Source organism: Methanothermobacter thermautotrophicus str. Delta H (assembly GCF_000008645.1).
GTDB classification, from domain to species: Archaea; Methanobacteriota; Methanobacteria; order Methanobacteriales; family Methanothermobacteraceae; genus Methanothermobacter; species Methanothermobacter thermautotrophicus.
Map to the genome: position 1 here is coordinate 1192615 of NC_000916.1, position 24595 is coordinate 1217209.

Sequence of the window (24595 nt, forward strand, 5' to 3'; positions counted from 1 at the left end):
GATAACCATGGATGTTCAGCAGAGACTGGGAGGACTGCTTGAAATCACAGAGTCCAGAATATGTCTGCACTGCCTTGGCAGGCACTTTGTTGATTTGGTTGAAGGGCCAGGGAACCGTCTGAGGGGTGAGAAGCTCCAGAAGAAATTCTCGCTGAAACTATCCGGGCCATGCATGATATGCGGTGACGTCTTTGACAGGATTGATGAGGCCGCAGGGATGGTTAAGGAGAAGGTGGATGAACTTGGCCTTGAATACTCTTCGGTACTTGTGGGTACAAGGTTGCCCCCCAAAATGGTGGAACTTGATGATGAGATCAGAAAGCGCCTCGGAATCCAGACTGAGGGGCTTAAAAGGGATCTCAACCGTGAACTTGGTAAGAGGGTTGTCAAACTGCTGGGCTGCAGCGCAGAATTTGAGGACCCCGACCTCGTGGTGATGGTGGACTTCAGGGGGGACATCAGGGTCTGGATCCAGATAAACCCCCTCTTCCTTGAGGGGAGGTACCGCAAGCTGGTTAGGGGAATACCCCAGACCCGCTGGCCCTGCAGGAAGTGCAGGGGGAGGGGCTGTGAGAGGTGCAATTACACCGGTAAGATGTATCCCACGTCTGTGGAGGAGCTCATAGCCGGGCCCATCCTGGAGGCCAGCCAGGGACGTGATGCAAGGTTCCATGGCTCAGGCAGGGAGGATGTGGACGTCCGGATGCTCGGGACAGGGAGACCCTTTGTCCTGGAGATAAGGGAACCCCGGGTGAGGAACCTGGACCCTGAATCCCTTGAGGAGGAGGTGAACCGCAGGGCCCAGGGCATGGTTGAGGTTGAGGGCCTCAGATTCTCCACAAGGAAGAGGAAGGTTGAACTGAAGGACTCATCCCAGAGCAGGTACAAGGTTTACCGGGCCCTGGTTGAACTGGATGGAGACGTTACTGATGAGGACCTTGAGAGACTCGGGTCACTTGACATCATAAAACAGCGGACCCCTGTGAGAGTTTCCCACCGCAGGGCTGACAGGGTCAGAGAGAGGAGAGTCCTGGAAATATCATGGAACTTGCTGGATGGTTGCCTTGAGTTGATAATAAAGGGTGAGGGCGGCCTCTACATAAAGGAGCTTATTTCAGGGGATTCGGGACGTACAGAACCAAGTGTGAGCAGTGTTCTGGGGGTCCCTGCAAGGTGCGTGGCCCTTGATGTCCTTGAGGTCGGTGATGAACCATCAGAAAAAGATTAAGCAGATGATCGAAAAAATAAAACACTGCGTCCCATGCAGAATAGCCATGATAAGGAAAAATATATATTAATGGAGATATTAAATAGAGAACTTATAAGTTTAGATATCTGATTCTTGTAAAGTTTTAGTGACTGTTACAAGCCATTGAAGGCTTTTTATGGAGGTTAAAGAATGAGAAGATCAAGAGGTTTCAGAAGTAAAACAAGACACAAGCTTCAGAAGGTTAAAAGGCCAGGCAGGTCCAACCCCATAACAAGGAAGATCCAGAGCTTCAATGAGGGTGACCTTGTACACATCATCATCGACCCTAGCATTCACAGGGGCCAGCCACACCCGCGTTTCCATGGTAAAACCGGTCGAGTTGTGGGGATGATGGGTAAATCCTATGTTGTTGCCCTGAAGGATGGTAACAAGGATAAACAGCTTGTTGTGAGGCCAGAGCACCTTCAGATGCAAGAGTGATTCCCATGATCGGGAAAAAGGTTCTGGAAAGTGAACCTGTTTCTATGGCAGAGGTTAAGGAAATCCTTGAAAAATTTGGGGAAGACCATGAACTCACATACGAGCAGAACCTTGTCCTTGACCATGTAACCCGTTTTTCAAGGCTTGACCCTGAAAAGAGCAGGGAGCTGGTGGAGGAACTGATGGACATCCCCAACATCAAAAGGAGGCATGCTGTTAAAATTGCAGATATAATGCCGGTGGACATATCCGACCTCCGTTTAATCTTTGCCAAGGAGAGGGTTCCCATAAAGGCTGATGACCTTCCAGGCATACTCGAGGTAATAGATAAATACCGGGTCGAATAAAAATAATATCTGACCTGAAAAAAGTAGAGTATGTGATTTCATGGAAGAATACGCTATCATACTGGATTACCTTCCACTTGGTTACATGAGCGAAGGGTTCGGTACATTCAAGAAGAGGCCTGTTGCCCAGGCACTGGGTAAGGATGAGTTCACCCTCCTGGAGTTAACACCAAGACCGGACGTGGACCTTGAAATCCACGAGGAGGTCTACATCGGTAAGGGTAAAAGGGACAAGATCGCCCGTATAAACAGGAGGCTCCGTCACAATGAACTCACAGCCACCGCCAGGGTTGAGCTGCCCTACGTCGTTGAGGAGATAATAAAATCAAATGAGGACCGGTTTGTAAAGTTCTTCAACGAGGCTGGACCCATAAGTACCAGGCTTCACCAGCTTGAACTTCTTCCAGGAATCGGTAAAAAGCACATGTGGGATATCCTCAAGGCCCGTGAGGAGAAGCCCTTTGAAAGTTTCGAGGACATAAAGAACAGGGTCCCCATGTTATCAGACCCTGTTAAACTCATCGTCAGGAGGGTCCTCATGGAACTGGATGTTGAGGGCGCCAAACGGGGAAAACGTAAGTACAACATATTCACAAGACCGCCCCAGAAGAGGAGGGGCTGATCCTTCAATTTAAATTTAGAATCTATTTTTATGTCAGGGCTCTACACCGAGACAAGGGAGGTGCTGAGGAAGTATGGTGTGAGGCTTAGAAGGAGCCTCGGCCAGAACTACCTCATAGATGAGGTCAAAAGGCAGCGCATACTTGAATACGCTGACCTCAGGGAAGATGACAGGGTCCTTGAGATAGGACCGGGTATAGGGACCCTCACACTTCCAATGGCAGAACTTGCTGGTCATGTCACCGCAATTGAGAGTGATCCCCTCATTGCAGCTATCCTGATGGACAGGCTTCAGGTGGATAACGTTGATGTGATAGTCGGTGATGCCCTCAGGGTTGATTTTCCAGAATTCAACAAGGTCGTATCCAACCTGCCCTACCAGATCTCCTCCCCCATAACCTTCAGGCTTCTGGAGCATGACTTTGAACTCGCTGTTCTCATGTACCAGAAGGAATTTGCAAGGAGAATGGTTGCAGAGCCGGGTACAAGGGAGTACTCAAGACTGTCGGTCATGGTGCACTTCCTTGCAGAGGTTGAAATAGTTGACTACCTCAAACCGGGCTGTTTCTTCCCCCGTCCCAGGGTTGAATCTGCGGTTGTAACCCTTAAACCTACGGGTTTCAGGGCCCCGGCATTCCTAGAGGATGTATGCCGTGCACTCTTCCAGCACAGGAAGAAGAAAACCTCAAAATCCCTCAGAGAATCATTCCATGAAATAAGGACTGATCTGAGCTTTAATGAAGTTCTGAGGGGTCTTCCACCAGAAATACTGGAGAAGAGGGTCTTTCAGCTGAGACCAGAGGATATACTTGAAATAGCAGAGCATATAGAGGATCTCTCAGGTTCTTCCTGAGCTGGGCCTTCATCAGCACATCCCTGAGAAAACTATAAGTATTATGTAAACTATTTTTTACATAGGTGATTGTTTTGATAATAGCAAGACCCCAGTGGTTCGGTAGAAGAAAGTACGGTGGCTGGGGAGTCTCAATAAAAACCTGGCAGGGCGCAGTATACCTTGCATGCGTATTCCTGCTGCTCGTCGGGATCCAGCTACTTCCCCTCAACACCACCACAAGGATGTATGTGACAGGTGCCTGGCTTGCATTCATGTTCCTGGACATGTTTGATGTTATGTGGAAGGTGAAAAGGGATGAAAGGGAGTACCTCCATGAGGCCATAGCAGAAAGAAACGCCGCATGGGCCATGATGCCAGTGCTTGTAATTGGAGTGTTCATAGAACTCATCTCAAGTTCCCTGCAGGGAAAGCCCCACGTCGACCCCTTCATTTTACTTGCACTCCTTGCAGGTGTCCTTGCAAAATCCGTGACAAACTACCGGCTGGAGAGGGAGAATTGAGGACACTAATAAGGGAACACAGGAAGGAACTCGGATTAACCCAGGAGGAACTCGCAGAGAGGGTTGGGGTAACAAGGCAGACCATAATAGCCCTTGAGAAGGGACGTTACAGCCCCTCCCTCATCCTTGCCCACAGGATCGCAAGGGCCCTGGGAAGGGAGCATATCGAGGATATCTTCATCCTTGATGAGGACGGTGCAAAATGAAAATGATAAGATACGGTGAAATTAAAATAAAGACCTGCGAAAACGTCTATGAACCAGCAGAGGACACCTTCCTCCTTGCAGATAACCTGGATGTCAGGGAGGGTGATCGTGTCCTTGAAATAGGTACAGGAACAGGACTTGTTGCCATAAGAGCATCAGAGAAGGGAGATGTGACTGCAACCGATGTGAATCCCGCCGCAGTTAAGTGCACGCAGGAGAATGCCATTATCAATGGAGTTGAACTCAGGGTCCTGCAGGGGGACCTCTTTGACCCGGTTGAGGGCGAAAAATTTGACGTCATCCTCTTCAACACACCCTACCTTCCAGCCACCGGGGATGATGCCACAGGGGATGTCCTGGACCTCGCCTGGAATGGGGGCCCCGACGGCAGGATGGTTATAGACAGGTTCCTTGATGAGGTCCCGGCACACCTGAAACCTGGGGGGAGGGTCCAGCTGGTGCAGTCCTCCCTCTCCGATACAGAGAAGACCCTCCAGAAACTGGCAGATATGGGCTTTGATGCGTCGGTTACTGCAAGTGAGAGGTACTTCTTTGAGGAGATAGTCCTGATAACAGCCATGATTTAATAAAAAAATTTTATAACCACCACTGAGCTGGTGTGTCATGTTTTTCCAGTTTTTTTAATCGCCCATCGATTTATGGCGAGTCCCCCGTTTATATACCTACTATGAAATTTTACTGTCGCCTCAAGTAATATGCTGTAGCTGATCCGTAATATATATGAGTTTTTTGTATAGAATTATTATAAGTTAATGGGAGTGTCCAAAGTGAGAGGTTTGTATATACTGTTGCTGGTCGTGCTCCTCCTCGCGGTGTCTGTTAACTCTTCAGCCGCTGCAGACAACTGTACAGTCCTTGAAGCACAGGGGGATGATGTAGCGGGTGCACTGACCCATAATGTTACAGTGGATTCTGAGGGTGTGGTCCTCCAGACAAGGAACTACACCTGCGGACCCGCAGCACTCGTCACCGTCCTCCAGAGACTCGGAGTGAACACCACAGAGGATGAACTCGCAGGCCTTGCCGGAACAACCGAGGACGGGACCACCATGCAGGGCCTCCTGGAAGCCAGCAGGGCCAAGGGAGTGAACGCAACCGGCATGAAACTAAACATATCTGAACTCAAAGAAAACATGATCGCCTATACCATCAATGACGGCACCGGACACTACACCGTAATAAACGGAATCACCAATGACACGGTCAAACTCGCAGATCCAAGCCTCGGGAACATCGAAATGAATATAGAAGAGTTCACTGAGATCTACAGCGGATATGCACTGGTTATAAATGATCCTAATAATCCAAGACAGGTCAACGGAACCACAGAACAAACAAATAATCAAACAGATCAAAGCAACGAGAACACCTCATCAGAAACCATAAATAACCTGACAGATACCACCTCTGATGTGCAGGCAGACAACAGAACTCTGACTGATGAGGAAATGCAGAACATTAAAGGTAAAAAATGGAGGCATAAACATTGGCATCCATGGAAGTGGCGGTGTTCTTATCATTGGCATGGTTGGTATCCTGTGCGTGTCCGTGCCTATTATGGATTCCATATAGTCTCTTATACAGCCCAAATGGTGCGCTGTGCTTGTACGCTGGATGCTGATGGCTTTGACTATTATTATGCTCGCTGTAAGACCTATGGTGATCGCTATATGGATTGGTATCGGCGCGTGGGATATAGGTATGCGGCATGAAGAAATTAAGTGTGGAATATGAGTATCATTCGGAGGTATGTGAAAAATGAAACGGGCATATGTCCTGCTAATTGGTTTGTCAATGCTTCTCATCTCCTTGATAGTACCATTCCCTCTAGCATTGTCCTTTGTTATCCTGGCAGGATTATTTATCGCACATTTCAGTAAGATGGAAGAAAAAGAGGTTAACATGATTATAACAGCCACGGTATCTTTATTCATAGGATTACTGGGAGGATTACTTGGATCGATGATTCACCACAATATTTCATCAACCTGGACACTACTATCTGCTCATGGGGGACTCTTTTTAATAGCCTTAATTGGATACTTTTTCATGGTCCTAATACTGATGACATTAGGATCCATGATAGACAAGGTTATATCGAAAGCTAGATCAAAATCCCTTTGAGTTTCCGCAGACCCCACCACAACATCAATGACACCAGAAGATACCATCAATGACGGCACCGGACACTACACCGTAATAAACGGAATCACCAATGACACGGTCAAACTCGCAGATCCAAGCCTCGGGAACATCGAAATGAATATAGAAGAGTTCGCTGAGATCTACAGCGGATATGCACTGGTTATAAATGATCCCAATAATCCACAGGTCAACGGAACCACAGAACAAACAAATAATCAAACAGATCAAAGCAACGAGAACACCTCATCAGAAACCATAAATAACCTGACAGATACCGCCTCTGCTGTGAAGGCAGACAACAGAACTCTGACTGATGAGGAAATGAAGAACATTAAAGGTAAAAACTGGAAGTACAGGTTAAATCAAAGGTTAAAGAGACAGGGAAGATGGAAAAGAAATGCATGGTACAACCGAAGCTTTAACTGGTGGAGAGTCTACTATGGAGGTGCCTGGGTCTGTGTAGCACCAGGTTACACAAATCATCCCGTGGGTAAGCTTTTTGGTTTCTTAGGGACAGTTTATCTAGGCACCGTGGGAACAGCGCATCTTAACGAAGGGTGGTGGACATATACCTGACATTTAATTTTATTTTTATGAAATAGGAGGAGTATCTAGGATATAAGTGAAAAACATGAAAAAATAATAATGTTACTCCTGTCTGTAGTCTTTTTTGGGATTTTTTTATACATAGAATTTAATTTTTTCCAATACTCAGAGTTAAGATTGTTAATGTTCATGTTAATTGTACTAACTCTTTATGGATATGCCAGACTTCAAAGTATCTATGATACCCCCGCAAGAAGATTAAAACTTTTGTTTTACACAATAGTTCTGGCTTTATTATTTTATATAGTAATACTAACCCGGCAGCCAGCGTTACTAAGAAATACCATGACTATAGTGACTATAGCGGCGTTAATTCTACTTGCATTTGATAAAAAAGAGAAGGTGAAATAGCCAACATAATAGTTATCGACAGATGAGACTAACCCTAACTAAATGAAAGTGTTGAAGTTGCAGATCCAAGGAAAAAGATAGACAATTAACACCCCCACAATTTCCAAGAGATTTACAGGCTACACTACTGTAATCAACCAAGAAACAGATGACATTCCGGCCGTGGACAGCGCAGCTCAAACCAGCACTTAAAACAACCCTAACCAAAGAGAAAATGCAGAACATCAAGGGTAAAGGTGAAGGTTATTCCTTCAAGATCGAAGTTTTTTCACTCTTTGTCTTGGGTGTTTCCTTGGTCTTACATTCATCTTATACGTGACATTAAGAAGAGAGTTCCGAAAGCAGGAGACATCGGTTTGTTCATAGCAAACATCTCATGCTCTTTTAAGTATTCCGCAAACACATCTAATTGTCTGCTCTGCATGCTAGATTGGATATAGATATGCAGCATAAACTTTTATGGGGTTCATTTTATTCCACATATATTAAAACTAGGCGTGGGTGAAGGAAGATGCGGGTTTGTGTGTCATCCTGAACAGTCTTACTTTCCTTAGGGGAGATATTTAATGTATTCCTTAGAGCTGTTTGATGCTCTTTCCCTTTGTGGCTTGTCATAGCCGGCTATTTTATTGCACGTTTCAGCGAAAAAATAGAAAAGACATGGTAATAGTGGCTATGGTATGTCTTTCACTGCATGAGTAGATTACTCATAGCACTAATAATAAATATCCCCTCTTAAAAAGCTTTTCGAGACAAAAACCGCTGAAAAATTGAAGTGTTATTAAGATGCACAATATTATAACCCAACTTTAGGAAAGGAACCAGACATCACGGATGCTCTCACATGGAACAGTGAGAGACGCATGTTACCCCGACCCAGAAATCAAACAATATTGGAGATCCCCAAGTGGATCCCCTGATAAAACCAGGCCCCTACCATTTTTCAAGGATTTGAAAAATGAATTATAGGACCTTTTAAACCGTTTATGGATCACGGAGCAGTATACCATCAAATACCATGACGGCATCGCCCTCCATGTAGGCCCCTAGTTCTGTGCCGTCCTGGTAGACGTCTATTTTAAGTTCCCCTCCTGGAAGGTGCACCAGGACACTGTCATCCAGTTTTTCAAGTTTAACACCCGCAATTACACTGGCTGTGGCCCCGGTGCCGCAGGCCATTGTGGGTCCAGCACCCCTCTCCCAGGTCACCATGATTATCTCAGAGGGGCTCACGACCTCAACAAAGTGGACATTTATCCTCTCAGGAAAGAGGGGATGGTTCTCTATTGCCGGTCCAAGCCTGTCAAGGTCCACGCCCTCCGCATCATCAACGAATATTATGGCGTGTGGATTCCCGACGCTTAGTGCTGTGAGCTTAATGTCCTCACCCTCCACAGGCAGGAACCTGTCTATGAACTCGTATTCCTCAACATCCATGGGTATCTGGTCTGTTTTGAATGTTGCGGTGCCCATATCAACCCTTGATGAGACCACTGCACCATCCTCGACCTCCAGTTCCACGGTCTTGATACCTGCGAGGGTTTCCACCTCCAGTCTCCTCTTCCTCACTATGGCATTGTCATATACAAACTTTGAGAAGCACCTTATACCGTTTCCGCACATCTCTGCCTCGCTTCCATCAGCATTGAATATCCTGAAGCGGATATCCCCTTCGCCGGATGCAGGCTGGACAAATATAACACCATCCGCACCCACAGAGAATCCCCTGGTGCATACCTCCCTTACAAACTCTGGCTTCTTATCCTCAGGTATGCACTCCTGGGCGCTCTCATCTATAACCACATAGTCGTTTCCAAGCCCATGCATCTTGGAAAAGAGTATCATCCTCGTCATCAGATCTACCTCTTCAGAAGTCTTGCAGGTACATTCTGTCCCCTCAGGAGGTCAGAGAAGGTCTCCCTCTCCCTGACAACATCAACCTTGCCTTCCCTCACAAGGACCTCAGCGGGTCTTGGCCTGGAGTTGTACTGGGAGGACATTGAGAAGGAGTAGGCCCCTGCGTTCATGATGGCAAGGACATCGCCCTCATTAATTTCAGGGAGCTGCCTGTCCCTTGCAAAGAGATCCCCTGATTCACACACGTTTCCAGCCACATCCATCTTCTCAGATGGTTCATCCAGGGGTCTTTCAGCCACGAGTATGTGGTGGTAGGATCCATACATGGCAGGTCTCAGGAGGGTGTTGAAGCCTGCGTCAACACCTGCAAATTTTCTGTAGCTCTCCTTTATGGTGTTGACCCTTGTGAGGAGGTAGGATGCATCCCCAACTATGTACCTTCCAGGCTCCAGGCACATCATGGGTCTTCCAAGACCGTACTCTGAGAGTTTATCCTTGAAGAGTCCTGTTATCTTTGATGCGAATTCATCAATGTCCAGTGGTTCCTCTTCAGGCGTGTATGGTATTCCAAGTCCGCCTCCAAAGTCTATGAACTCAAATTCAACCCCTGTGGCCTCATGAACCCTGCCGGCTATGTCCATCAGGGTTTCAACGGCCAGCATGAATGGCTCAGGGTCCAGTATACCTGAGCCTATGTGGGCGTGTATCCCCACTGGCTCAAATCCAAGGTCCATGGCCATCCTGTAGACCTCAGGTGCCTCTCTCTCCATTACACCGAACTTGCTCATCTCTCCGCCGGTGATGCAGTGCTCATGGTGCCCTGCCCCCACCAGGGGGTTCACCCTGAAGGATATCCTGAGACCCTCAGGGGCGATCTCTGAAAGCCGCAGGAGCTGTGACCTTGAATCCACATTGATCCTGACACCTGAATCTAGGGCAAACTGCAGTTCATCGTCCCTGACGTTGTTACCGGTGTAAAGTATCCTGTCAGGGTCAAAGCCTGCCATGAGAGCTGTGTAGATCTCTCCAGGAGATACAGCGTCAATTCCGCTCCCCTCCTCCTCCAGTATCCTCATGACCGCAAGGTTGGTGTTGGCCTTGCATGCATAGAATACCTGGAACCGCGAGTATTCACCTGAGAATGCCCTGTAGAGCCTCCGGTAGTTCTCCCTTATCCTCATCTCATCGATGACATAGAGTGGGGTGCCGTATTCATCTGCCAGTTCCACTGCATCTGCACCGCCAATCAGAAGATGTCCTTTATCGTTAACCTCAATATCAGGAAACATTAGTGTTGATCCTCCCTAAAGTTTAATCAAATCTTTATCCAAATGACAATATAAGTCCTTAGGGTGTGAAGATATGAAGCCGTTTATTCCAGTTGTAAGGGCCCTTATAAGGGGCGAGGATGGTGTTCTAATGCTCAGGAGGTCCCGGGAATCGTCCACAAATCCATCACTCTGGGAGCTCCCGGGTGGTAAGGTGAGGGCAGGGGAAACACTTGATGAGGCCCTTTCAAGGGAGGTCCGTGAGGAGACGGGCCTCAGGATAACACCTCTGCACCTGCTGGGTGCATATGAGCAGGTGTTCCCCCATAAGGTCTCGGTGAACATAATATTCTCTGTGGAGGTCCGTGGGGGCGCCCTTGAGCTGAGCATGGAGCATGAGGACTTCTGCTGGTTCAGGTCAGGGGTCCTTGAATTTTCTCCCTGGCTGAGTGAATTCAAAGGTGATAGGCCAGACCTCTTCAGGTGAGAGAAGCTGGAGCTATCAGAGGTCTGAGATCACATGACCCAGTACATCCACAGCCGCATCAATCTCCTCCTTCTTTATTACCAGGGGCGGGACAATCCTTATGACCTTGCCGGCTGTGCAGTTTATCAGCACCCCCATCTCCCTTGCAGCGTCAACCACCCCTGCACATTCACCATCGATCTCAATTCCGATCATGAGGCCGACACCGCGTATGTCCCTGACGGCATCACATCCATGGAGGACCTGCCTCAGCCTTCCAAGGAAGTAGGAACCCATCTTAGCTGCCCTCTCAGGTAGCTTCTCGTCCATCAGAACTTCGATGGTGGCTATGGCTGCAGCACATCCCCAGGGGTTTCCCCCGAAGGTGGATCCATGGTCACCCGGTTCAAATGCCATTGCAACCCTCTCATTTGCAAGCACAGCTCCTATTGGATACCCGCCGCCCATGGCCTTTGCCACGGTAGTTATATCTGGCTCTACACCGAATAGCTGGGATGCGAACATTGCTCCGGTTCTTCCAAATCCTGTCTGGACCTCATCGAGGATCAGTAGCACGTCATTCTGCCTTGCAAGTTCCTGGACATCCTTCAAGTATCCCTCTGGTGGAATTATGACTCCACCCTCCCCCTGTACCGGTTCCAGAATTATGGCTGCAGTTTCATCACCTACTGCATCCGCCATTGCCCCGATGTCGCCGTAGGGGACATGTTTAAAACCCTCTGGTAGTGGCCTGAAGGGTTCACTGTACTTCTTCTGGCCAGTCGCAGTTACCGTTGCAAGTGTCCTCCCGTGGAAGGAGTTCTCAGCAGCTATTATCTCAGATTTGCCCGTGAATTTCCTTGCAAGTTTTATGGCTCCCTCATTGGCCTCTGCACCGCTGTTTGCAAAGAAAACCCTGTCGTGTGGGGATATGGCCGTTAGAAGCTTTGCGAGTTCAACCTGCTCCCGGGTATAGTAGATGTTGGATGAATGTATGAGCCTCTGTGCCTGGTGACAGATTGCCAGGGCGACCTTTGGGTGGGCGTGGCCGATGCTGTTAACAGCGACCCCTGCAAAGCAGTCTATGTAGGAGTTGCCCTCAATGTCCCATACAGTTGCCCCCTTCCCATGGGACAGTACAATGGGCTGCCGGGTATAGGTCTGCATGATGAATTTCCTTTCAAGTTCAATTATTTCCTCTGAATCCATGATATCACCAAAAATTTATATGGGGACCTGTATTAATGTTGAACCTAAACTGATAATAAATATTTATGTTGAGGTGGTTAAATGAAAAGTGCTGTCATTGAAACCGTTAAGGGAGATATAGAGCTGATCCTCTTTGAGGAGGACGCCCCAAACACGGTTGCGAATTTTGAAAAACTTTCAAACAGTGGATTCTATGATGGACTCACCTTCCACAGGGTCATACCTGACTTCGTGATCCAGGGAGGGTGTCCGGTGGGTGATGGGACAGGCGGCCCCGGTTACACAATAAAGTGCGAGATAAACCCGAACAGGCACGTTAAGGGGGCCCTGTCCATGGCACATGCAGGGAGAGATACCGGGGGCAGCCAGTTCTTCATAACACTATCTCCCCAGCCCCACCTCGATGGCGTCCACACCGTCTTCGGAAAGGTTGTGAGGGGTATGGATGTTGTTGAATCCATAGAGAGGGGAGACCGGATGCTCAGGGTCAGGGTCTACGACGAATGAACCGTTCCCTGATATCACTCCAGGGGTATCTCACCCCTCCAGAACCTTCTGAGGACCCCGGCATAGTGCCCCGCAATTTCCTCAGCTATTCTCAGGTGTGTCTCATCGTAGTTCTCTGGTGGATCACCTGCGACTATCTGGCCGAGTATCCCCTCCGAATCCTTAACAGCGACTGAGAGGAACTTTGAAACCTTCCTGTGGCCATCGGGTATTCCATGGGCTGCAGGATGCCCGGCAGGGTTGTTGGTGAAGAATGACTCCCCGGTGTCCAGGGAGTAGCCGAGGAGCCCCCCGTATTTACCGCTGGATGGCAGCTTAAAGCGTGCCTCACCCATCTCCTCGTAGTGTCTGCAGTACTCTGTGAGATGGGAGAATTTTATGCCGACACTATCCCCGTTTTCGGGGTCAACATAGGCAACGTAGCAGTACCTGCTCCCGGTCATCCTCTTTATTTCATCAAAAACAATATCTGATGCTTCCCTTACTGATGCTGCAGACTCAATCCTTTCCTTAAGATCCATTCCTATTCCTCCAGTTCATCAGCTCCCTGTAGAGTTGGTGCCGGGGCCCTATCCTCCCAAGGACCCTCCCCTCAATTTCATGGAGGGGGTGTTCTCCATGGTCTGTTATTAGCCTTAGTCCCTCAAGTTTTTTAACCCTGAGGACACGGGACCCCACCAGGACCTCATGGCCTATTTTAATCCCGGATACACTGTCCAGAACAACCAGGTACTCCCCGCGCCTCCTGATTATCCTCAGATCCCCGGTGCACTCCCTTTCCCTTCCATCCTTAGAAGTACACGGTCGAACTGATCCCTCCCCAGGGTCTCCATCAGGTGCGCCTGAGTTCATCCTCAAGGGCTGAGCGGAGCCTCATCCAGGCATCTGCCTCACGGCACCCTATATTCTCCCTTGTGGACCTCTGGGGGCACTTCCAGCAGTACTTTTCATCAAGGACCCTGCGAAGATCCTCAAAGGATTTCCTTGTGTATACCTTGAATCTGGCAATTATATTCTTCATCTGGACTCACCGGTATGTAATGACCCACCAGATCAGGATTGTGTTATCCAGTGCCCTGCCTGAGCCTATCAAGTAGCCCCGATCTTCTGGCATGGTTGAAGAGGTAAAGCTGCACATAGTCGGCCATCTCCCCGTACTCCCTCCGTGCGAATTCCACCATCGACCTGTCATTGAAATTCCTGCCAGGGTGGATGTGGTTCATGATCCTCCTGATCCATACATCAACAGGAAAGGCCTCTGTCTTCCTGAAACCATAGAGGAGTATGCAGTCAGCAACCTTGGGACCCACACCCGAGAGTTCAAGGAGGAGCTCCCTTGCATCGTCATAGTCCATCCCATCGATCCTCCTGATATCCATCTCCTCTGCGAGTATCCTCGATGTCTCCCGGATGTAGGGCGCCCTGTAGCCGACGCCACAGGATCTGAGGTCATTGAAACTGAAGTCCGAGGGGAGGTTATCCTCGGCCCTCTGCAGGTCCTCAAGGGAGCCCTCAGCCACGCCTGTCAGGACGTGTGGAGAGGGGAACGTGTGGAAGGTCTCGCCATTGAAGGTGTTGGCCTGGCCCCAGAGCCTCCTTATGTCCTCTATGGACCTTGTCCATCTCACAACCGAACAGTTGGCTGATGCTATTGAGGATATCACACACTCAAATGGGTCCTTTGCAAGGAACAGCCGCAGCCCCCTCGATGAATCCAGGGTGTATGATAAGTTTTTATCCTCCAGGAATGTGTAGAAATCTTCAATATCAAATTTCAGGTCGAATATGTATTCAATCTTCTCCCTGAGAGTTTTCTGAGGTACATCCACGTAGGGTCTGACCCTGAGCACCCCTGCCTCATTCCTGACCTCAACCGGACAGGGTACCCCCTCGATGATGAGAAGTTCCCTGAAGGCCCCCTCAACCTCCCTCCAGGGTGGCTGGGAGGTCTGTCCACTCCTCTGGGTCATCTCAAGGTCAAAGTCCCCCACGGGTATCCTCATTTCCCTCCCCCTCTGCTGACTACAATCTTATGGGAACTCCCCTTGATCTGAGGTACTCCTTCACTGCAGGGACAGGGTATTCATTGAAGTGGAATATGCTTGCAGCAAGTGCAGCGTCTGCCTTACCATCTGTGAATGCCTCATAGATGTGTTCAGGTTCCCCTACACCCCCTGATGCGATCACAGGTATGTCAAGGTTCTCGCTCATGGTCCTTGTGAGGGGAATGTCGTAGCCCATCTTTGTACCGTCACGGTCCATTGATGTGAGGAGAATTTCACCTGCACCTCTATCCTGGCATTCCATTGCCCATTTCACCGCGTCAATACCTGTGAATTCTCTTCCACCATAGATGCTGCACTCGTACCAGCAGTATCCATCATCAACCTCTATTATGAACCTTTCATCTGATTCACGGGGGTTTTCGATGTATCTCCTCTTGGCATCTATTGCCACTACGCATGCCTGGGACCCGACGAGGTCTGATGCCTCATTGATGAGTTCAGGGTTCTTTATTGCGGCCGTATTGGTGGAGCACTTGTCTGCCCCCGCCTTAAGCATCTTAAAATAGTCCTCTGGCTTCCTTATACCCCCACCGACACATATGGGTACGAAGACGTTCTCTGTGGTGGCCTCTATCACATGGGTCATGGTCTCCCGTCTCTCATGTGATGCTGTTATGTCGAGGAAGACTATCTCATCGGCACCATCCTCATAGTACCTTGTTGCAAGTTCTACAGGGTCCCCTGCGTATCTTATCTGTTTGAATTCAACTCCCTTCACGACCCGGCCATTTGGAACCTGGAGGTCACAGTCAAGACATGGTATTATCCTCTTTGCAAGCATTTCAATCGCCATCAACAACTCTGAGGTGTCTGAATCTACATAAAACATATTCCTTCTCATTTGAAATAACCCGGAAGACATATTTATTAATTAAGGGGCATTTAGTATAAAGCTGTCTGCTGTCCCCTGAGTCTGGTCTTCGGCTGACACGTTGATGAGAAAATATTTAAATGGTTAACTTTAAATAGAGATGTGTGTAGGGGGCCCGTAGTCTAGCCTGGAATATGACGTGGGACTTCGGATCCCAAGGTCGGGGGTTCAAATCCCCCCGGGTCCGCTTTTTTATTAACTGCTTTTTATTAACCTTCAAAGCACGGAATACAAACCATCCTACCATTCTTTACTCGTGCACGGTGCTCTGAGACGGGTTCACCACACTCTGCGCATATGATGGACCCATATATCCTTGCCTCCTCTGGAGGTTTCTCTGAAACATCCCTGACCTCAAAGAGGTCATGTGGATCCATTTCAAGTATCTTCTCTGTCAGTTCAGCCCTGTCCGTAACCCCGAGTTCCTTCATGAGCTGATCCATTGGTTTTTTAAGTGATATCCTGATTCCATCGCCTGTTTTCCTGTTGAAGAATGTGTAAACATGTTTTCCGTAATCCCTGAATATCAGGTTGCCCTTTCCAAAGGTGCACCCAGTCATGAACTGGATGGCGTCTATGCTGCAGCTGTCATTCTCAACAACCGCCACTATCTCCTCATCCTCTGACCTTCCAAATCTTTCAGCTACGATCTCACCGACCTTGTATCCGAGGGCAGTGCCGGCACAGGAGTGACCGTGAAATCCAACTATATCCTCATAATCCATAACTATCACCCTCCCTATCTCTGGATCACGATTCAGATATAGGTGATGGTGGTAAACCATGTTTTCATTATTACCTTTCATTTAAATCAACAAAAAAATGTAATAATATATCTTTATATTGTAAGAAGAGATTAGTTAACACGAAACAAATTAGAGGGAGGTGAAATGGATGAGGAGATTATTCATGGTTTCAGTTCTTTTCCTTCTGGCCATGCTTACTGGTTCAGTGGCAGCTGCAGACAACGCAACCTGCGAGGTTGGTGTCCTTGTCAGCTACCAGTACAGCGATGATAACGGTAGGATCAATCCGACCCTCGAAATCACGGATTCAGGTACAGGCATAGAATACAACCGGACCTACGACCCATCCAGTGGTTATACAAAGCTGATCTTCCAGCATTCAAACATAAGCGCGGCAAACCTTACACTGACTGTGAGGGCACCGGGCTACGTTACCGTCGAGAGAAGGTTAAACCTCACACCGAACCCCATGGACCCCCGGCACACCGGGTACTATGCAAGCATAAACCTTGTTCTAAATGCAACCGAACCATACCGGATCGGTAGAGAGTTGACAGAAAAAGCAGATAAGCTCCTGAACTTCACAGGGAAGGGAGAAGTTCTTGTTATAACAACAGCCGGCCTTGTGAAGTACCATAATATGACTACAGAGGATGTCCTGGAGGGAATACTTAACAGGGGAGGTGGCCTGATAAGCTACGGCAGAGCTAACCTCCTTACAGTCCGAAAAACAGCCACAGATCCTCTGTGTACGGCTTTCATAGTGAGGAAGGGTAACGATCTTCTCATGGCATTCTACAGGAACACCACACTGGTGTACCTTGGAACGGTGTCCCAGAACATGAGCTCTGCCCAGTGGAACAACCTTACATCAAAGCTGGGGGATGATGCCTTCCCCTTCGCAAGCCTTGCAAATGCATGGGCAGCTGGAGCACCAGCAGATCTGCTCAAACAGGCCGCATTCCATGGACACATGTGCCTGGGTACCATAAGCGGATATGCCATGAGTAAAACCATCTACATGTACTATCCACCTATCCAGGACTGGTCCACCGGTTCACCCATAGAGATAACCAGCTACGTCACCATAGGTGTTCCCGGCGGCTCAGACGATGATGCCCTCATACTTGCACTCGATAACACCCCCGGGAAGAGGTCATACCTCGGCTTCGATACAACCGGTGCCGGTGCAGAGGACAGTATGGTGGGCTTCATAAGGTGGAACTCAAGGACAAACACCGGTACCCTTGTGGTCATGAAGTTCGACCAGCAGGCACTCATAGATACCTACAAAAGGGAGACCGGAGTATCAATGGTTCAGGAACTCAAATTCAATGCCTGGCTCGTTAAAAAGGTCACAGAGAACCCTGCCTCCATTGTAACTATCGTTAAGGAACTCGACAACCTGACAGCCGACCAGTACTACTACCTGGCAGGAAGGGAGGTCAACTACAACCAGGTAAATGAGACCCATGGACTGGACATGAACTACATAAACAGCCTCAATCTGCCAAACGCCACCAGGGCAAATGTGAATGCAACATGGAATCCTGTGAGCTATGCTGAGCTCCGTGAAATCGGTAGAAGGGCCGCTGAAATGGCTAAGGAGATATTCCTGGCTGAGAGAGGAATAAACCTTGAAAGGGACGATCTCAATGTAGCTGTCCTCACATCAGCCGGTTACGTCTACCTGAACGGCACCCCGACCGATGGCTGCTACGACGGAATATTCAGCGTTCTTGGTTCAAGGCTAAGCAGGAAAAACCTTCTGCCAGTCCACAGCCCATTCTACAAACCACTATGGTTCACCTTCGTCTTGAAGGGTGCTGATGGGAAAACACTGGACTCAGTGCATATAACCTACAATCCACTGACAGGTGAACTGAGTGCCGGAGCAGGGCCGGATGGTTCACGGGTTAACGATATAGGTCCCGCAGCCCTCAATAACGCGACAAGGGATAACGCCAATTCCGCGATATTCGGTAGCTCCTACTTCAGCATTGAGAGCATAGCCAATGCCTGGAAGTACAGCATCCCCTATGACCAGCTGGTAACCTTCCTGTTCCACAACCATGTCTGTCCGGGTGTCCAGCCAGGATTCTTCATCACCGAGTACGCCCTTGAGAACTATCCACTTGCAGCCGGCCAGCAGTATCAGTGGTTCGGGACAAGCATATACTGCAAGGATGACGCCCTCCTCTACCTCATGGGTGTTAGTCCCGGTACCGGGACCTACTTCGCCAAGAGGGTCCTCCAGGAGGAACTCGAATCCCCGATGGTACCCGGTGGAAGTGAAGAGGGAATACTCATAGTCTGGGATCCAGTTAAGAAGGTTGGTAAGGCTGTGATGATAAGCTTCAGGTGGCCAGAGTTCGACCTCAGCGACTGCACCACAAGGAACGCCATGTTCGAGAAGTGGGCTGCCGCCTTTATAATGCTCTACAGTGGCCAAACACCATCCTACATGACGTCCCCAATGGTCCTCACAAAGGAGGTTGAGAAGTGGATAACCGAGGACGAACTCAGGGTGATACAGAGCGGTGCAAACGGTAACCCCCTGGCATACCTGCGTTCAATACCTGCACGAAACCTTGAGGACCTTATACCTGTGAACAACGGTGGAACACCAGTTAACACAGGAGGAAACCAGGGAGGTTCCCATGGTGGTTCAACTGGAGGTGTTCCTTCAGGTTCAGCTTTCACAGGACATGCAGGTTATTCACCGGGTGTGGATACTGCGGCTTCACCTGCAGAGGTGGGCGCTGCATCCTCAGTGTCAGAGGAGCCTGCATCAGCCCCTGCAAAGGCCTATGAGGTTAAGAATGTGACCTCAGGTGCCAGGGGCGGTGACTCCTCATGGTACGTCTACGGTATCGTGGGTGTCCTTGTTGCCGCTGGTCTTGTGGCCTTCGGATTCCTCAGGGGCGGAGCAGGAAAATAAACCCCAAAATTTTTTCTTTTTGATGCTGTACAGGAGCAGAGAATGTGAAATAACTGAGGGTAGAAATTAAGAGTCTTCGAAGCTTATCTGGAGTATCTCAATAAGTTCTATGGATATACAGAAAAAATTCTGGATCTCTCCTCAGTGTGTCGCCGATACAAAGGAGATCTGCCAGATTGTTAGCATTCAGGACTCTCACTCATTTACTATGGCCTCCTTGAAGAACTCTGGCAGAAGTGACCTGTAGAGGGGGCTTCTGAATATCATCTCTATGTTACCGTCAAGGATGTAGGTGTAGCAGGAGTCATCATGGGCCCTCATTCCACGCCCATAGGCCTGCATGAGGGTCATTATGGTTTTGTAGGCGTACCACCTCTGATCCATCCTCTGCCTCCGGTTAACCTGCTTATCACCCAGGTAGGGGAATGGTATCTTGTAGATCACCTGGAAGCGGCACTTGTCATAGGGTAGATCAACACCCTCACTCATGGATGGGCTTACAAGCACCAGGGGCTCGTCGGACTCCTCAAAGTACCTCAGCACCGCCTCCCTGTTGGATGCCTTATGGTCGATGAGCCTCCTGCTGGGTATATTATCCATTATGAAGCGCTGGCAGCGATAGTTGTGGGTGTGTATGAGTCCCTTATCGTTTTTATGCCTCTCAAGGATCCTGTTAAGGATGGGTATGGTCTCGGGGGCCGTGTGCCTTATCCTGTTGCGGGACATCTTCCCTGCGATCTTCAGTTCTATGGGCCTTCTGGATGCAGGGAACGGACTGTCAACCCTTACAAAGTATGCATCCCCTGGATTTATGCCGAGCCACTGGCAGAAGAGCCTCTCACTGAGTATGGTGGCGCTCATGAATAGGCAGACCTCAGAGTAGGAGAAGAGCCTGTCATGTGCATAGTGATGTACCCTCAGGGGCTTGAAGGAGACAGAGTCATCATCGGCGTCGATGACCCAGTTCTTTGGTTCATCCTCCAGACTCATCCTGAGCTCCGAGAGCCTCTTTATGGTCCTCTTTATCCTGTCCCTTCTCCTTCTTGACATTGAATCCAGTTCAAGGTCACTGTAGTGGTCTGCTATTGCCTCAATCTGGAGCACCCATTCAGCCGGGTCATCCTCCCGGAGCATCGATGGGGGTATTGTTCTTCTGATATCCTTGCTGAGGCGTTTGTTTGATATGGTTACTTCGAGCCTCCTCATGAGCTTGTCCTCGATGTTGTGAGCCTCATCCAGTATCATGAGGTTTCTCCGGTCGAAGTGACCGACGTAGTTGAGTTCAAGGAATGCATAGTCATAGTTCATGAGGGTTATAGGGCTGTTTATGGCCTCTGCCTTCTGTTCCCAGTACTGGCAGTGCTCAGCTGTCTTGAAGAATACCCTGTTACCATAGGAGTCCTGGAAGGCCTCCTCTCCAAGGAGCGTCTCCCCCCTCACAACACCGTAGGGGCACTGGAACTTCTCTGATGAGGGCAGTGTCTGGCATGTCCCCATGTCACAGGTTGACTCCAGGTTGTCGTTGAGGCAGAAGAAGTTACTCCTCCCCTTGACGACGGGAAACCCGAATTCCCTGGCATACTGGTCCTGGAGCTGTTTGGTCATGGTGAGGATGTAGGCTGGCTGGTAGATACCTGCGAGGGTACAGGCTATTGCTGATTTGCCTGTGCCTGTGCCGGCCTCAAGTATAACGTACCTGTAACCTTCCTCGATTGCCTGGTAGATGTCGTTTATTATGTCAAGCTGTCCCGGTCTTGGCTGTGGAAAGGGGAAGTTCTCTATGATCTCCGGGGGTATGTGGGGATACCTCCTCTGGAGGTCTTCGTTGAGGGTGTCTGATTTCTCAGGAGGCCTTATAATGTTTCTGAAGAACGAAAGACGCCCCTTGCCCTTGCATGTGCAGTTATCCCTCATCATTCCACAGTCTGGACAGAAGAGTGGGTTTTCCATGGACCTATTTAAGGGGGTGGAACTATATAAGTTTAGAGAGTGCCACAGAAAAATAATGATAATAAAGGCGGGTCTGGATATTTCCAGAGAAGGATGACCAGACCATCATCATGTCTACAGAGTTATTAAAGGTGTTCTAATGCATGGAAAACTCATCGGTGTGGGTGTGGGTCCCGGGGACAGTGAACTTCTGACCCTCAGGGCTGTGAATGTACTCAGATCTGTTCCAGTTATATGCGCACCCCGTTCATCATCTGAGAGGGAGAGCATAGCCCTCTCAATCGTTGAAGATATCCTCACTGAACGCAGGGACGGCTGCAGAATACTTGACCCTGTGTTTCCAATGACTGATGACCGGGATGAACTTGAAAGTCACTGGGATTCTGCGGCCAGAATGGTTGCAGCTGAACTTGAGGATGGACGGGATGTTGCCTTCATAACACTGGGTGATCCATCCATCTACAGTACCTTCAGTTACCTCCAGCAGCGCATTGAGGATATGGGCTTTAAGACAGAGATGGTGCCAGGAGTCACCTCCTTCACGGCATGTGCAGCCACCGCTGGCAGAACCCTCGTTGAGGGTGATGAGATCCTCCTTGTGGTGCCCCGGGTTGATGATCGGTTTGAGAGGGTGCTCAGGGATGTGGATGCCTGTGTGATCATGAAGACGTCACGCCATGGCAGGAGGGCCATGGAGGTTGTGGAGTCTGATCCCCGCGGAAAGGATGTTGTATCTGTGGCAAACTGCAGCATGGATGACGAGGTCGTTGAAAGGGGATTTGCCTCCGGTGGAGGGTATCTTGCAACAACCCTTGTGAGGTTCAGGGAGCAATCCTGAAGCAACACCTCTATATATAAACCAAAAAAAATCAGCTTTCAGGAACAATCCTGAAGGAGCACCTTCCATCACCACGGGCATAACATTCCGTCTCCTCCACAATGACATCACCCTTGAAATGACGGCTGAATACCGCCTCAAGTATCCCTGAGTCCAGTGCACAGGCAGATTCACCTATCTGGTGGAGTAGTCCGCATTCAAAGCATTCATAGGCCCTGATCACCAGGGGATCTGTGCTCTCCACCTCAAGGACTCCCAGGCGGTTTATCATCCAGAACCTCCTGAGATTTTCAAGGAGATCCCCAAGTTCCTCCGATGCTATCCTCGGGTATATTACCTCCCCTATTCTTTTTCCTGCCTCATGGCGGACAGGGTCTATGTTTATGCCCTCCTTTATGAGTTCAACCCTCAGGACATGGAACATCAGTCTGAAGAATTCAAGGGGGTCACCCCTCTCTGTGAGGTGCTCTGCAAGGAATTCTGTTTTTTCCTCATCCAGTTCATCGATCCTCTTCCTTGTGAGTTTACCAAGGTACCTTGAGTTTATCTCGAAGAGTTTTCTTCTCCTGTCTTCAGGATCCGGCATTTCAACTATGAGGCCCGCTTTCCTGAGGTCTGAGAGGTGTTTTGATACTGTGGACTTGGATTTATCTGTGATTCTGACTATTTCCTGGAAGCTGAGTGCTCCCTTTTTAAGTTCGGAGAGTATGAGCGACTTGACAGTGCTTTCTATTACCTCGATTCCAGTTTCGGTTGAGAATATCGTGAAATTATGTCTCCTCTTCATTGGCCCATGTTATGTCTGAAGGACTATATTACTGTTTCAATACCATGGAACAGAAAAAATTATATAGAAGTTCGTATAGTATAGTACATTCGATGATATACGAACTAAATGTGTGGTGATATAATGAAGGCCAGAGCAGAGAAGATAGCAGATGGATTATACTGGACTGGTGTCCTTGACTGGGACATCAGAAACTACCACGGATACACACTTCAGGGGACAACCTACAACGCCTACCTTGTATTCGGAGATGAAGGTGTGGCGCTGATTGACAACTCATATCCAGGGACCTTCCAGGAGCTCATGGCAAGGATGGAGGATGCATTCAACCGTGAGGGAAGAGAGATGAGAGTGGACTTCATAGTCCAGAACCATGTTGAAAGGGACCACAGCGGAGTGCTGGTGGAACTTCACAGGAGGTTCCCTGAGGCAGAGATCCACTGCACAGAAGTTGCCGTGGAGGGACTGCTCAAGCATTACCCGGCCCTTGAGGGCACAGAGTTCCGCACAGTGAAGACCGGGGATTCCATCGACCTCGGAGGAAGGACCCTCACCTTCCTTGAGGCACCCCTGCTCCACTGGCCAGACAGCATGTTCACCTTCCTTGATACCGGCATACTGTTCTCAAACGACGCCTTTGGACAGCACCTCTGCTATCCACAGCGCCTCGACACCGAAATACCCGAATACATACTCATGGATGCTGCCAAAAAATTCTATGCGAACCTCATAACACCCCTATCAAAGCTTGTGCTCAGGAAGTTCGATGAGGTGAAGGAACTCGGCCTCCTTGATAAGATAGGGATGATAGCGCCCTCCCATGGCCAGATATGGACCGAACCCATGAAGATAATAGAAGCATACACCGCCTGGGCCACAGGTAAGGTGAAGAAGAAGGTCACCGTAATCTATGATACGATGCACCACTCCACAGCCATGATGGCCCATGCAATAGCAGAGGGGGCCATGAGCGAGGGGGCTGATGTGAGGGTCTACTACCTCCATGAGGACGACCGCAGCGAGATCGTGAAGGACATACTTGACAGTCACGCCATTGCCCTCGGAGCACCCGCAATCTACGATGAACCCTACCCGAGCGTTGGAGACCTCCTGATGTACCTCCGTGGTCTGAAGTTCAACAGGACCGGGCAGAGGAGGGCCATGGTATTCGGGTCAATGGGTGGCAGGGGAGGTGCCACCGGGACCATGCAGAAACTCCTTGCGGATGCTGGATTCGATGTCATGGAGGCGGATGAAATCTACTACGTCCCGAACAATGAGGAACTCGATGCATGCTTCGAGGCTGGAAGAAGGCTTGCAGGTGATCTCAATGAATGAAAACATCACCGGTGTCTGCAGGGGCACCGAACTTGAGAATGTTGTGGATGCAAACTTCAGGGGAGAGTGCAGTGAGGTCGGTATCTACCTTGCAATGGCAAGACAGGCCCAGCGTGAGGGCCTCCCCGAGGTTGCAGAGGCCTTAAGAAGAATAGCCCTTGAGGAAGCTGCCCATGCAGCCCGCTTTGCAGAGCTAAACGGTGTGATCAGGGAAAACCTCAGGGAAAACCTTGAGATGATGCTTGAGGGGGAGGAGGCGGCTAACAGGGAGAAACGTGAGGCAGCCCTCAGGGCAAGGGAATGCGGTGTTGATGAGGCCCATGACTTCTTTGATGAGAGCTCAAGGGACGAGGGAAGGCATGCTGCCATGCTGAGGGGACTCCTCCAGAGGTACTTCCAGGGATAACC

The 24595-nt window shown here is 49.3% G+C and carries 28 protein-coding genes and 1 tRNA gene; 18 read left to right on the forward strand and 11 right to left on the reverse strand.

Annotated features, from left to right (window positions below; all coding sequences use genetic code 11):
- Window positions 1-7 precede the first annotated feature (7 nt).
- From MTH_RS06310 to MTH_RS10065, 11 genes are all read left to right on the forward strand, one after another.
- Window positions 8-1228, forward strand: coding sequence for a tRNA pseudouridine(54/55) synthase Pus10 (locus MTH_RS06310; RefSeq protein ID WP_010876935.1), 1221 nt, complete (start codon window positions 8-10; stop codon window positions 1226-1228).
- Between the two features lie 171 nt (window positions 1229-1399).
- Window positions 1400-1690 carry a 50S ribosomal protein L21e gene (locus tag MTH_RS06315; protein ID WP_010876936.1) on the forward strand — a complete coding sequence of 97 codons (291 nt, stop codon included), beginning with the start codon at window positions 1400-1402 and terminating at the stop codon, window positions 1688-1690.
- A gap of 5 nt (window positions 1691-1695) precedes the next feature.
- Window positions 1696-2037 carry an RNA polymerase Rpb4 family protein gene (locus MTH_RS06320; protein WP_048061025.1) on the forward strand — a complete coding sequence of 114 codons (342 nt, stop codon included), beginning with the start codon at window positions 1696-1698 and terminating at the stop codon, window positions 2035-2037.
- Window positions 2038-2077: 40 nt separating this feature from the next.
- The gene (locus MTH_RS06325; RefSeq protein ID WP_010876938.1) at window positions 2078-2659 is read left to right on the forward strand and encodes a DUF655 domain-containing protein; all 582 of its coding nucleotides are present in this window, start codon (window positions 2078-2080) and stop codon (window positions 2657-2659) included.
- A gap of 30 nt (window positions 2660-2689) precedes the next feature.
- Complete coding sequence (rsmA, locus tag MTH_RS06330) at window positions 2690-3511, forward strand: 16S rRNA (adenine(1518)-N(6)/adenine(1519)-N(6))-dimethyltransferase RsmA (RefSeq protein WP_010876939.1); 822 nt, start codon at window positions 2690-2692, stop codon at window positions 3509-3511.
- Window positions 3512-3576: 65 nt separating this feature from the next.
- On the forward strand, window positions 3577-4014 hold the full coding sequence (locus tag MTH_RS06335; protein WP_010876940.1) for a hypothetical protein: 438 nt from the start codon (window positions 3577-3579) through the stop codon (window positions 4012-4014).
- Window positions 4011-4220, forward strand: coding sequence for a helix-turn-helix transcriptional regulator (locus MTH_RS06340; RefSeq protein ID WP_010876941.1), 210 nt, complete (start codon window positions 4011-4013; stop codon window positions 4218-4220). The genes MTH_RS06335 and MTH_RS06340 overlap by 4 nt, the downstream gene beginning before the upstream one ends.
- 2 nt (window positions 4221-4222) lie before the next feature.
- A complete protein-coding gene (locus MTH_RS06345) occupies window positions 4223-4807 on the forward strand; it encodes a HemK2/MTQ2 family protein methyltransferase (protein WP_048061290.1) in 585 nt (194 codons plus the stop codon).
- A 201-nt stretch (window positions 4808-5008) separates the two neighbouring features.
- On the forward strand, window positions 5009-5953 hold the full coding sequence (locus MTH_RS09405; protein ID WP_238374187.1) for a C39 family peptidase: 945 nt from the start codon (window positions 5009-5011) through the stop codon (window positions 5951-5953).
- Window positions 5954-5999: 46 nt separating this feature from the next.
- Window positions 6000-6365, forward strand: coding sequence for a hypothetical protein (locus tag MTH_RS09685; RefSeq protein WP_010876944.1), 366 nt, complete (start codon window positions 6000-6002; stop codon window positions 6363-6365).
- Window positions 6366-6392: 27 nt separating this feature from the next.
- Window positions 6393-6962, forward strand: a complete 570-nt coding sequence (locus MTH_RS10065) for a cysteine peptidase family C39 domain-containing protein (RefSeq protein WP_010876945.1) — start codon at window positions 6393-6395, stop codon at window positions 6960-6962.
- Window positions 6963-8327: 1365 nt separating this feature from the next.
- On the opposite strand, the gene dapF is transcribed toward MTH_RS10065, so the two are convergent.
- Window positions 8328-9197, reverse strand: a complete 870-nt coding sequence (dapF, locus tag MTH_RS06370) for a diaminopimelate epimerase (protein WP_010876947.1) — start codon at window positions 9195-9197, stop codon at window positions 8328-8330.
- 5 nt (window positions 9198-9202) lie between these two features.
- The gene (gene lysA, locus MTH_RS06375) at window positions 9203-10489 is read right to left on the reverse strand and encodes a diaminopimelate decarboxylase (protein WP_010876948.1); all 1287 of its coding nucleotides are present in this window, start codon (window positions 10487-10489) and stop codon (window positions 9203-9205) included.
- A 73-nt stretch (window positions 10490-10562) separates the two neighbouring features.
- Between lysA and MTH_RS06380 the strand changes: the two genes are divergently transcribed.
- Complete coding sequence (locus MTH_RS06380) at window positions 10563-10955, forward strand: NUDIX domain-containing protein (protein ID WP_010876949.1); 393 nt, start codon at window positions 10563-10565, stop codon at window positions 10953-10955.
- Window positions 10956-10970: 15 nt separating this feature from the next.
- Here MTH_RS06380 and MTH_RS06385 read toward each other — a convergent pair whose 3' ends face one another.
- Complete coding sequence (locus MTH_RS06385) at window positions 10971-12143, reverse strand: acetylornithine transaminase (protein WP_010876950.1); 1173 nt, start codon at window positions 12141-12143, stop codon at window positions 10971-10973.
- Between the two features lie 81 nt (window positions 12144-12224).
- On the opposite strand from MTH_RS06385, the gene MTH_RS06390 reads away from it, so the two are divergent.
- Window positions 12225-12650: a peptidylprolyl isomerase gene (locus MTH_RS06390; protein WP_010876951.1), complete on the forward strand. Its 426-nt coding sequence runs from the start codon at window positions 12225-12227 to the stop codon at window positions 12648-12650.
- A gap of 14 nt (window positions 12651-12664) precedes the next feature.
- Here the strand turns inward: MTH_RS06390 and MTH_RS06395 are convergent, their stop codons facing one another.
- The 5 genes from MTH_RS06395 to hisF are packed head-to-tail and all read right to left on the reverse strand — an operon-like array spanning window position 12665 to window position 15497.
- The gene (locus MTH_RS06395; protein ID WP_010876952.1) at window positions 12665-13171 is read right to left on the reverse strand and encodes a GAF domain-containing protein; all 507 of its coding nucleotides are present in this window, start codon (window positions 13169-13171) and stop codon (window positions 12665-12667) included.
- A complete protein-coding gene (locus MTH_RS06400) occupies window positions 13161-13508 on the reverse strand; it encodes a hypothetical protein (protein ID WP_143485780.1) in 348 nt (115 codons plus the stop codon). Before MTH_RS06400 ends, MTH_RS06395 begins: the two co-directional genes overlap by 11 nt.
- A complete protein-coding gene (locus MTH_RS06405; RefSeq protein WP_010876954.1) occupies window positions 13483-13671 on the reverse strand; it encodes a hypothetical protein in 189 nt (62 codons plus the stop codon). Before MTH_RS06405 ends, MTH_RS06400 begins: the two co-directional genes overlap by 26 nt.
- 43 nt (window positions 13672-13714) lie before the next feature.
- Window positions 13715-14653 (reverse strand): DNA glycosylase, encoded by a 939-nt coding sequence (locus tag MTH_RS06410; RefSeq protein ID WP_010876955.1) that lies wholly within the window; start codon window positions 14651-14653, stop codon window positions 13715-13717.
- 19 nt (window positions 14654-14672) lie between these two features.
- The gene (gene hisF, locus MTH_RS06415; protein WP_048061292.1) at window positions 14673-15497 is read right to left on the reverse strand and encodes an imidazole glycerol phosphate synthase subunit HisF; all 825 of its coding nucleotides are present in this window, start codon (window positions 15495-15497) and stop codon (window positions 14673-14675) included.
- 201 nt (window positions 15498-15698) lie between these two features.
- Here hisF and MTH_RS06420 point away from each other — a divergent pair.
- A tRNA-Arg gene (locus MTH_RS06420) sits at window positions 15699-15774 on the forward strand.
- A gap of 22 nt (window positions 15775-15796) precedes the next feature.
- On the opposite strand, the gene MTH_RS06425 is transcribed toward MTH_RS06420, so the two are convergent.
- Window positions 15797-16312, reverse strand: coding sequence for an FmdE family protein (locus MTH_RS06425; protein ID WP_048061028.1), 516 nt, complete (start codon window positions 16310-16312; stop codon window positions 15797-15799).
- 184 nt (window positions 16313-16496) lie between these two features.
- On the opposite strand from MTH_RS06425, the gene MTH_RS06430 reads away from it, so the two are divergent.
- A complete protein-coding gene (locus tag MTH_RS06430) occupies window positions 16497-19274 on the forward strand; it encodes an FmdE family protein (RefSeq protein WP_238374188.1) in 2778 nt (925 codons plus the stop codon).
- A 195-nt stretch (window positions 19275-19469) separates the two neighbouring features.
- Here the strand turns inward: MTH_RS06430 and MTH_RS06435 are convergent, their stop codons facing one another.
- Window positions 19470-21224: a helicase C-terminal domain-containing protein gene (locus MTH_RS06435; protein ID WP_010876959.1), complete on the reverse strand. Its 1755-nt coding sequence runs from the start codon at window positions 21222-21224 to the stop codon at window positions 19470-19472.
- A 139-nt stretch (window positions 21225-21363) separates the two neighbouring features.
- Between MTH_RS06435 and cobI the strand changes: the two genes are divergently transcribed.
- Window positions 21364-22062, forward strand: coding sequence for a precorrin-2 C(20)-methyltransferase (cobI, locus tag MTH_RS06440; RefSeq protein WP_010876960.1), 699 nt, complete (start codon window positions 21364-21366; stop codon window positions 22060-22062).
- 31 nt (window positions 22063-22093) lie between these two features.
- On the opposite strand, the gene MTH_RS06445 is transcribed toward cobI, so the two are convergent.
- Window positions 22094-22849, reverse strand: coding sequence for a V4R domain-containing protein (locus MTH_RS06445; RefSeq protein ID WP_010876961.1), 756 nt, complete (start codon window positions 22847-22849; stop codon window positions 22094-22096).
- A gap of 123 nt (window positions 22850-22972) precedes the next feature.
- Between MTH_RS06445 and MTH_RS06450 the strand changes: the two genes are divergently transcribed.
- Window positions 22973-24187 (forward strand): FprA family A-type flavoprotein, encoded by a 1215-nt coding sequence (locus tag MTH_RS06450; RefSeq protein ID WP_048061030.1) that lies wholly within the window; start codon window positions 22973-22975, stop codon window positions 24185-24187.
- A complete protein-coding gene (locus tag MTH_RS06455) occupies window positions 24180-24593 on the forward strand; it encodes a ferritin-like domain-containing protein (RefSeq protein ID WP_010876963.1) in 414 nt (137 codons plus the stop codon). The genes MTH_RS06450 and MTH_RS06455 overlap by 8 nt, the downstream gene beginning before the upstream one ends.
- The last annotated feature ends 2 nt before the right edge of the window (window positions 24594-24595 follow it).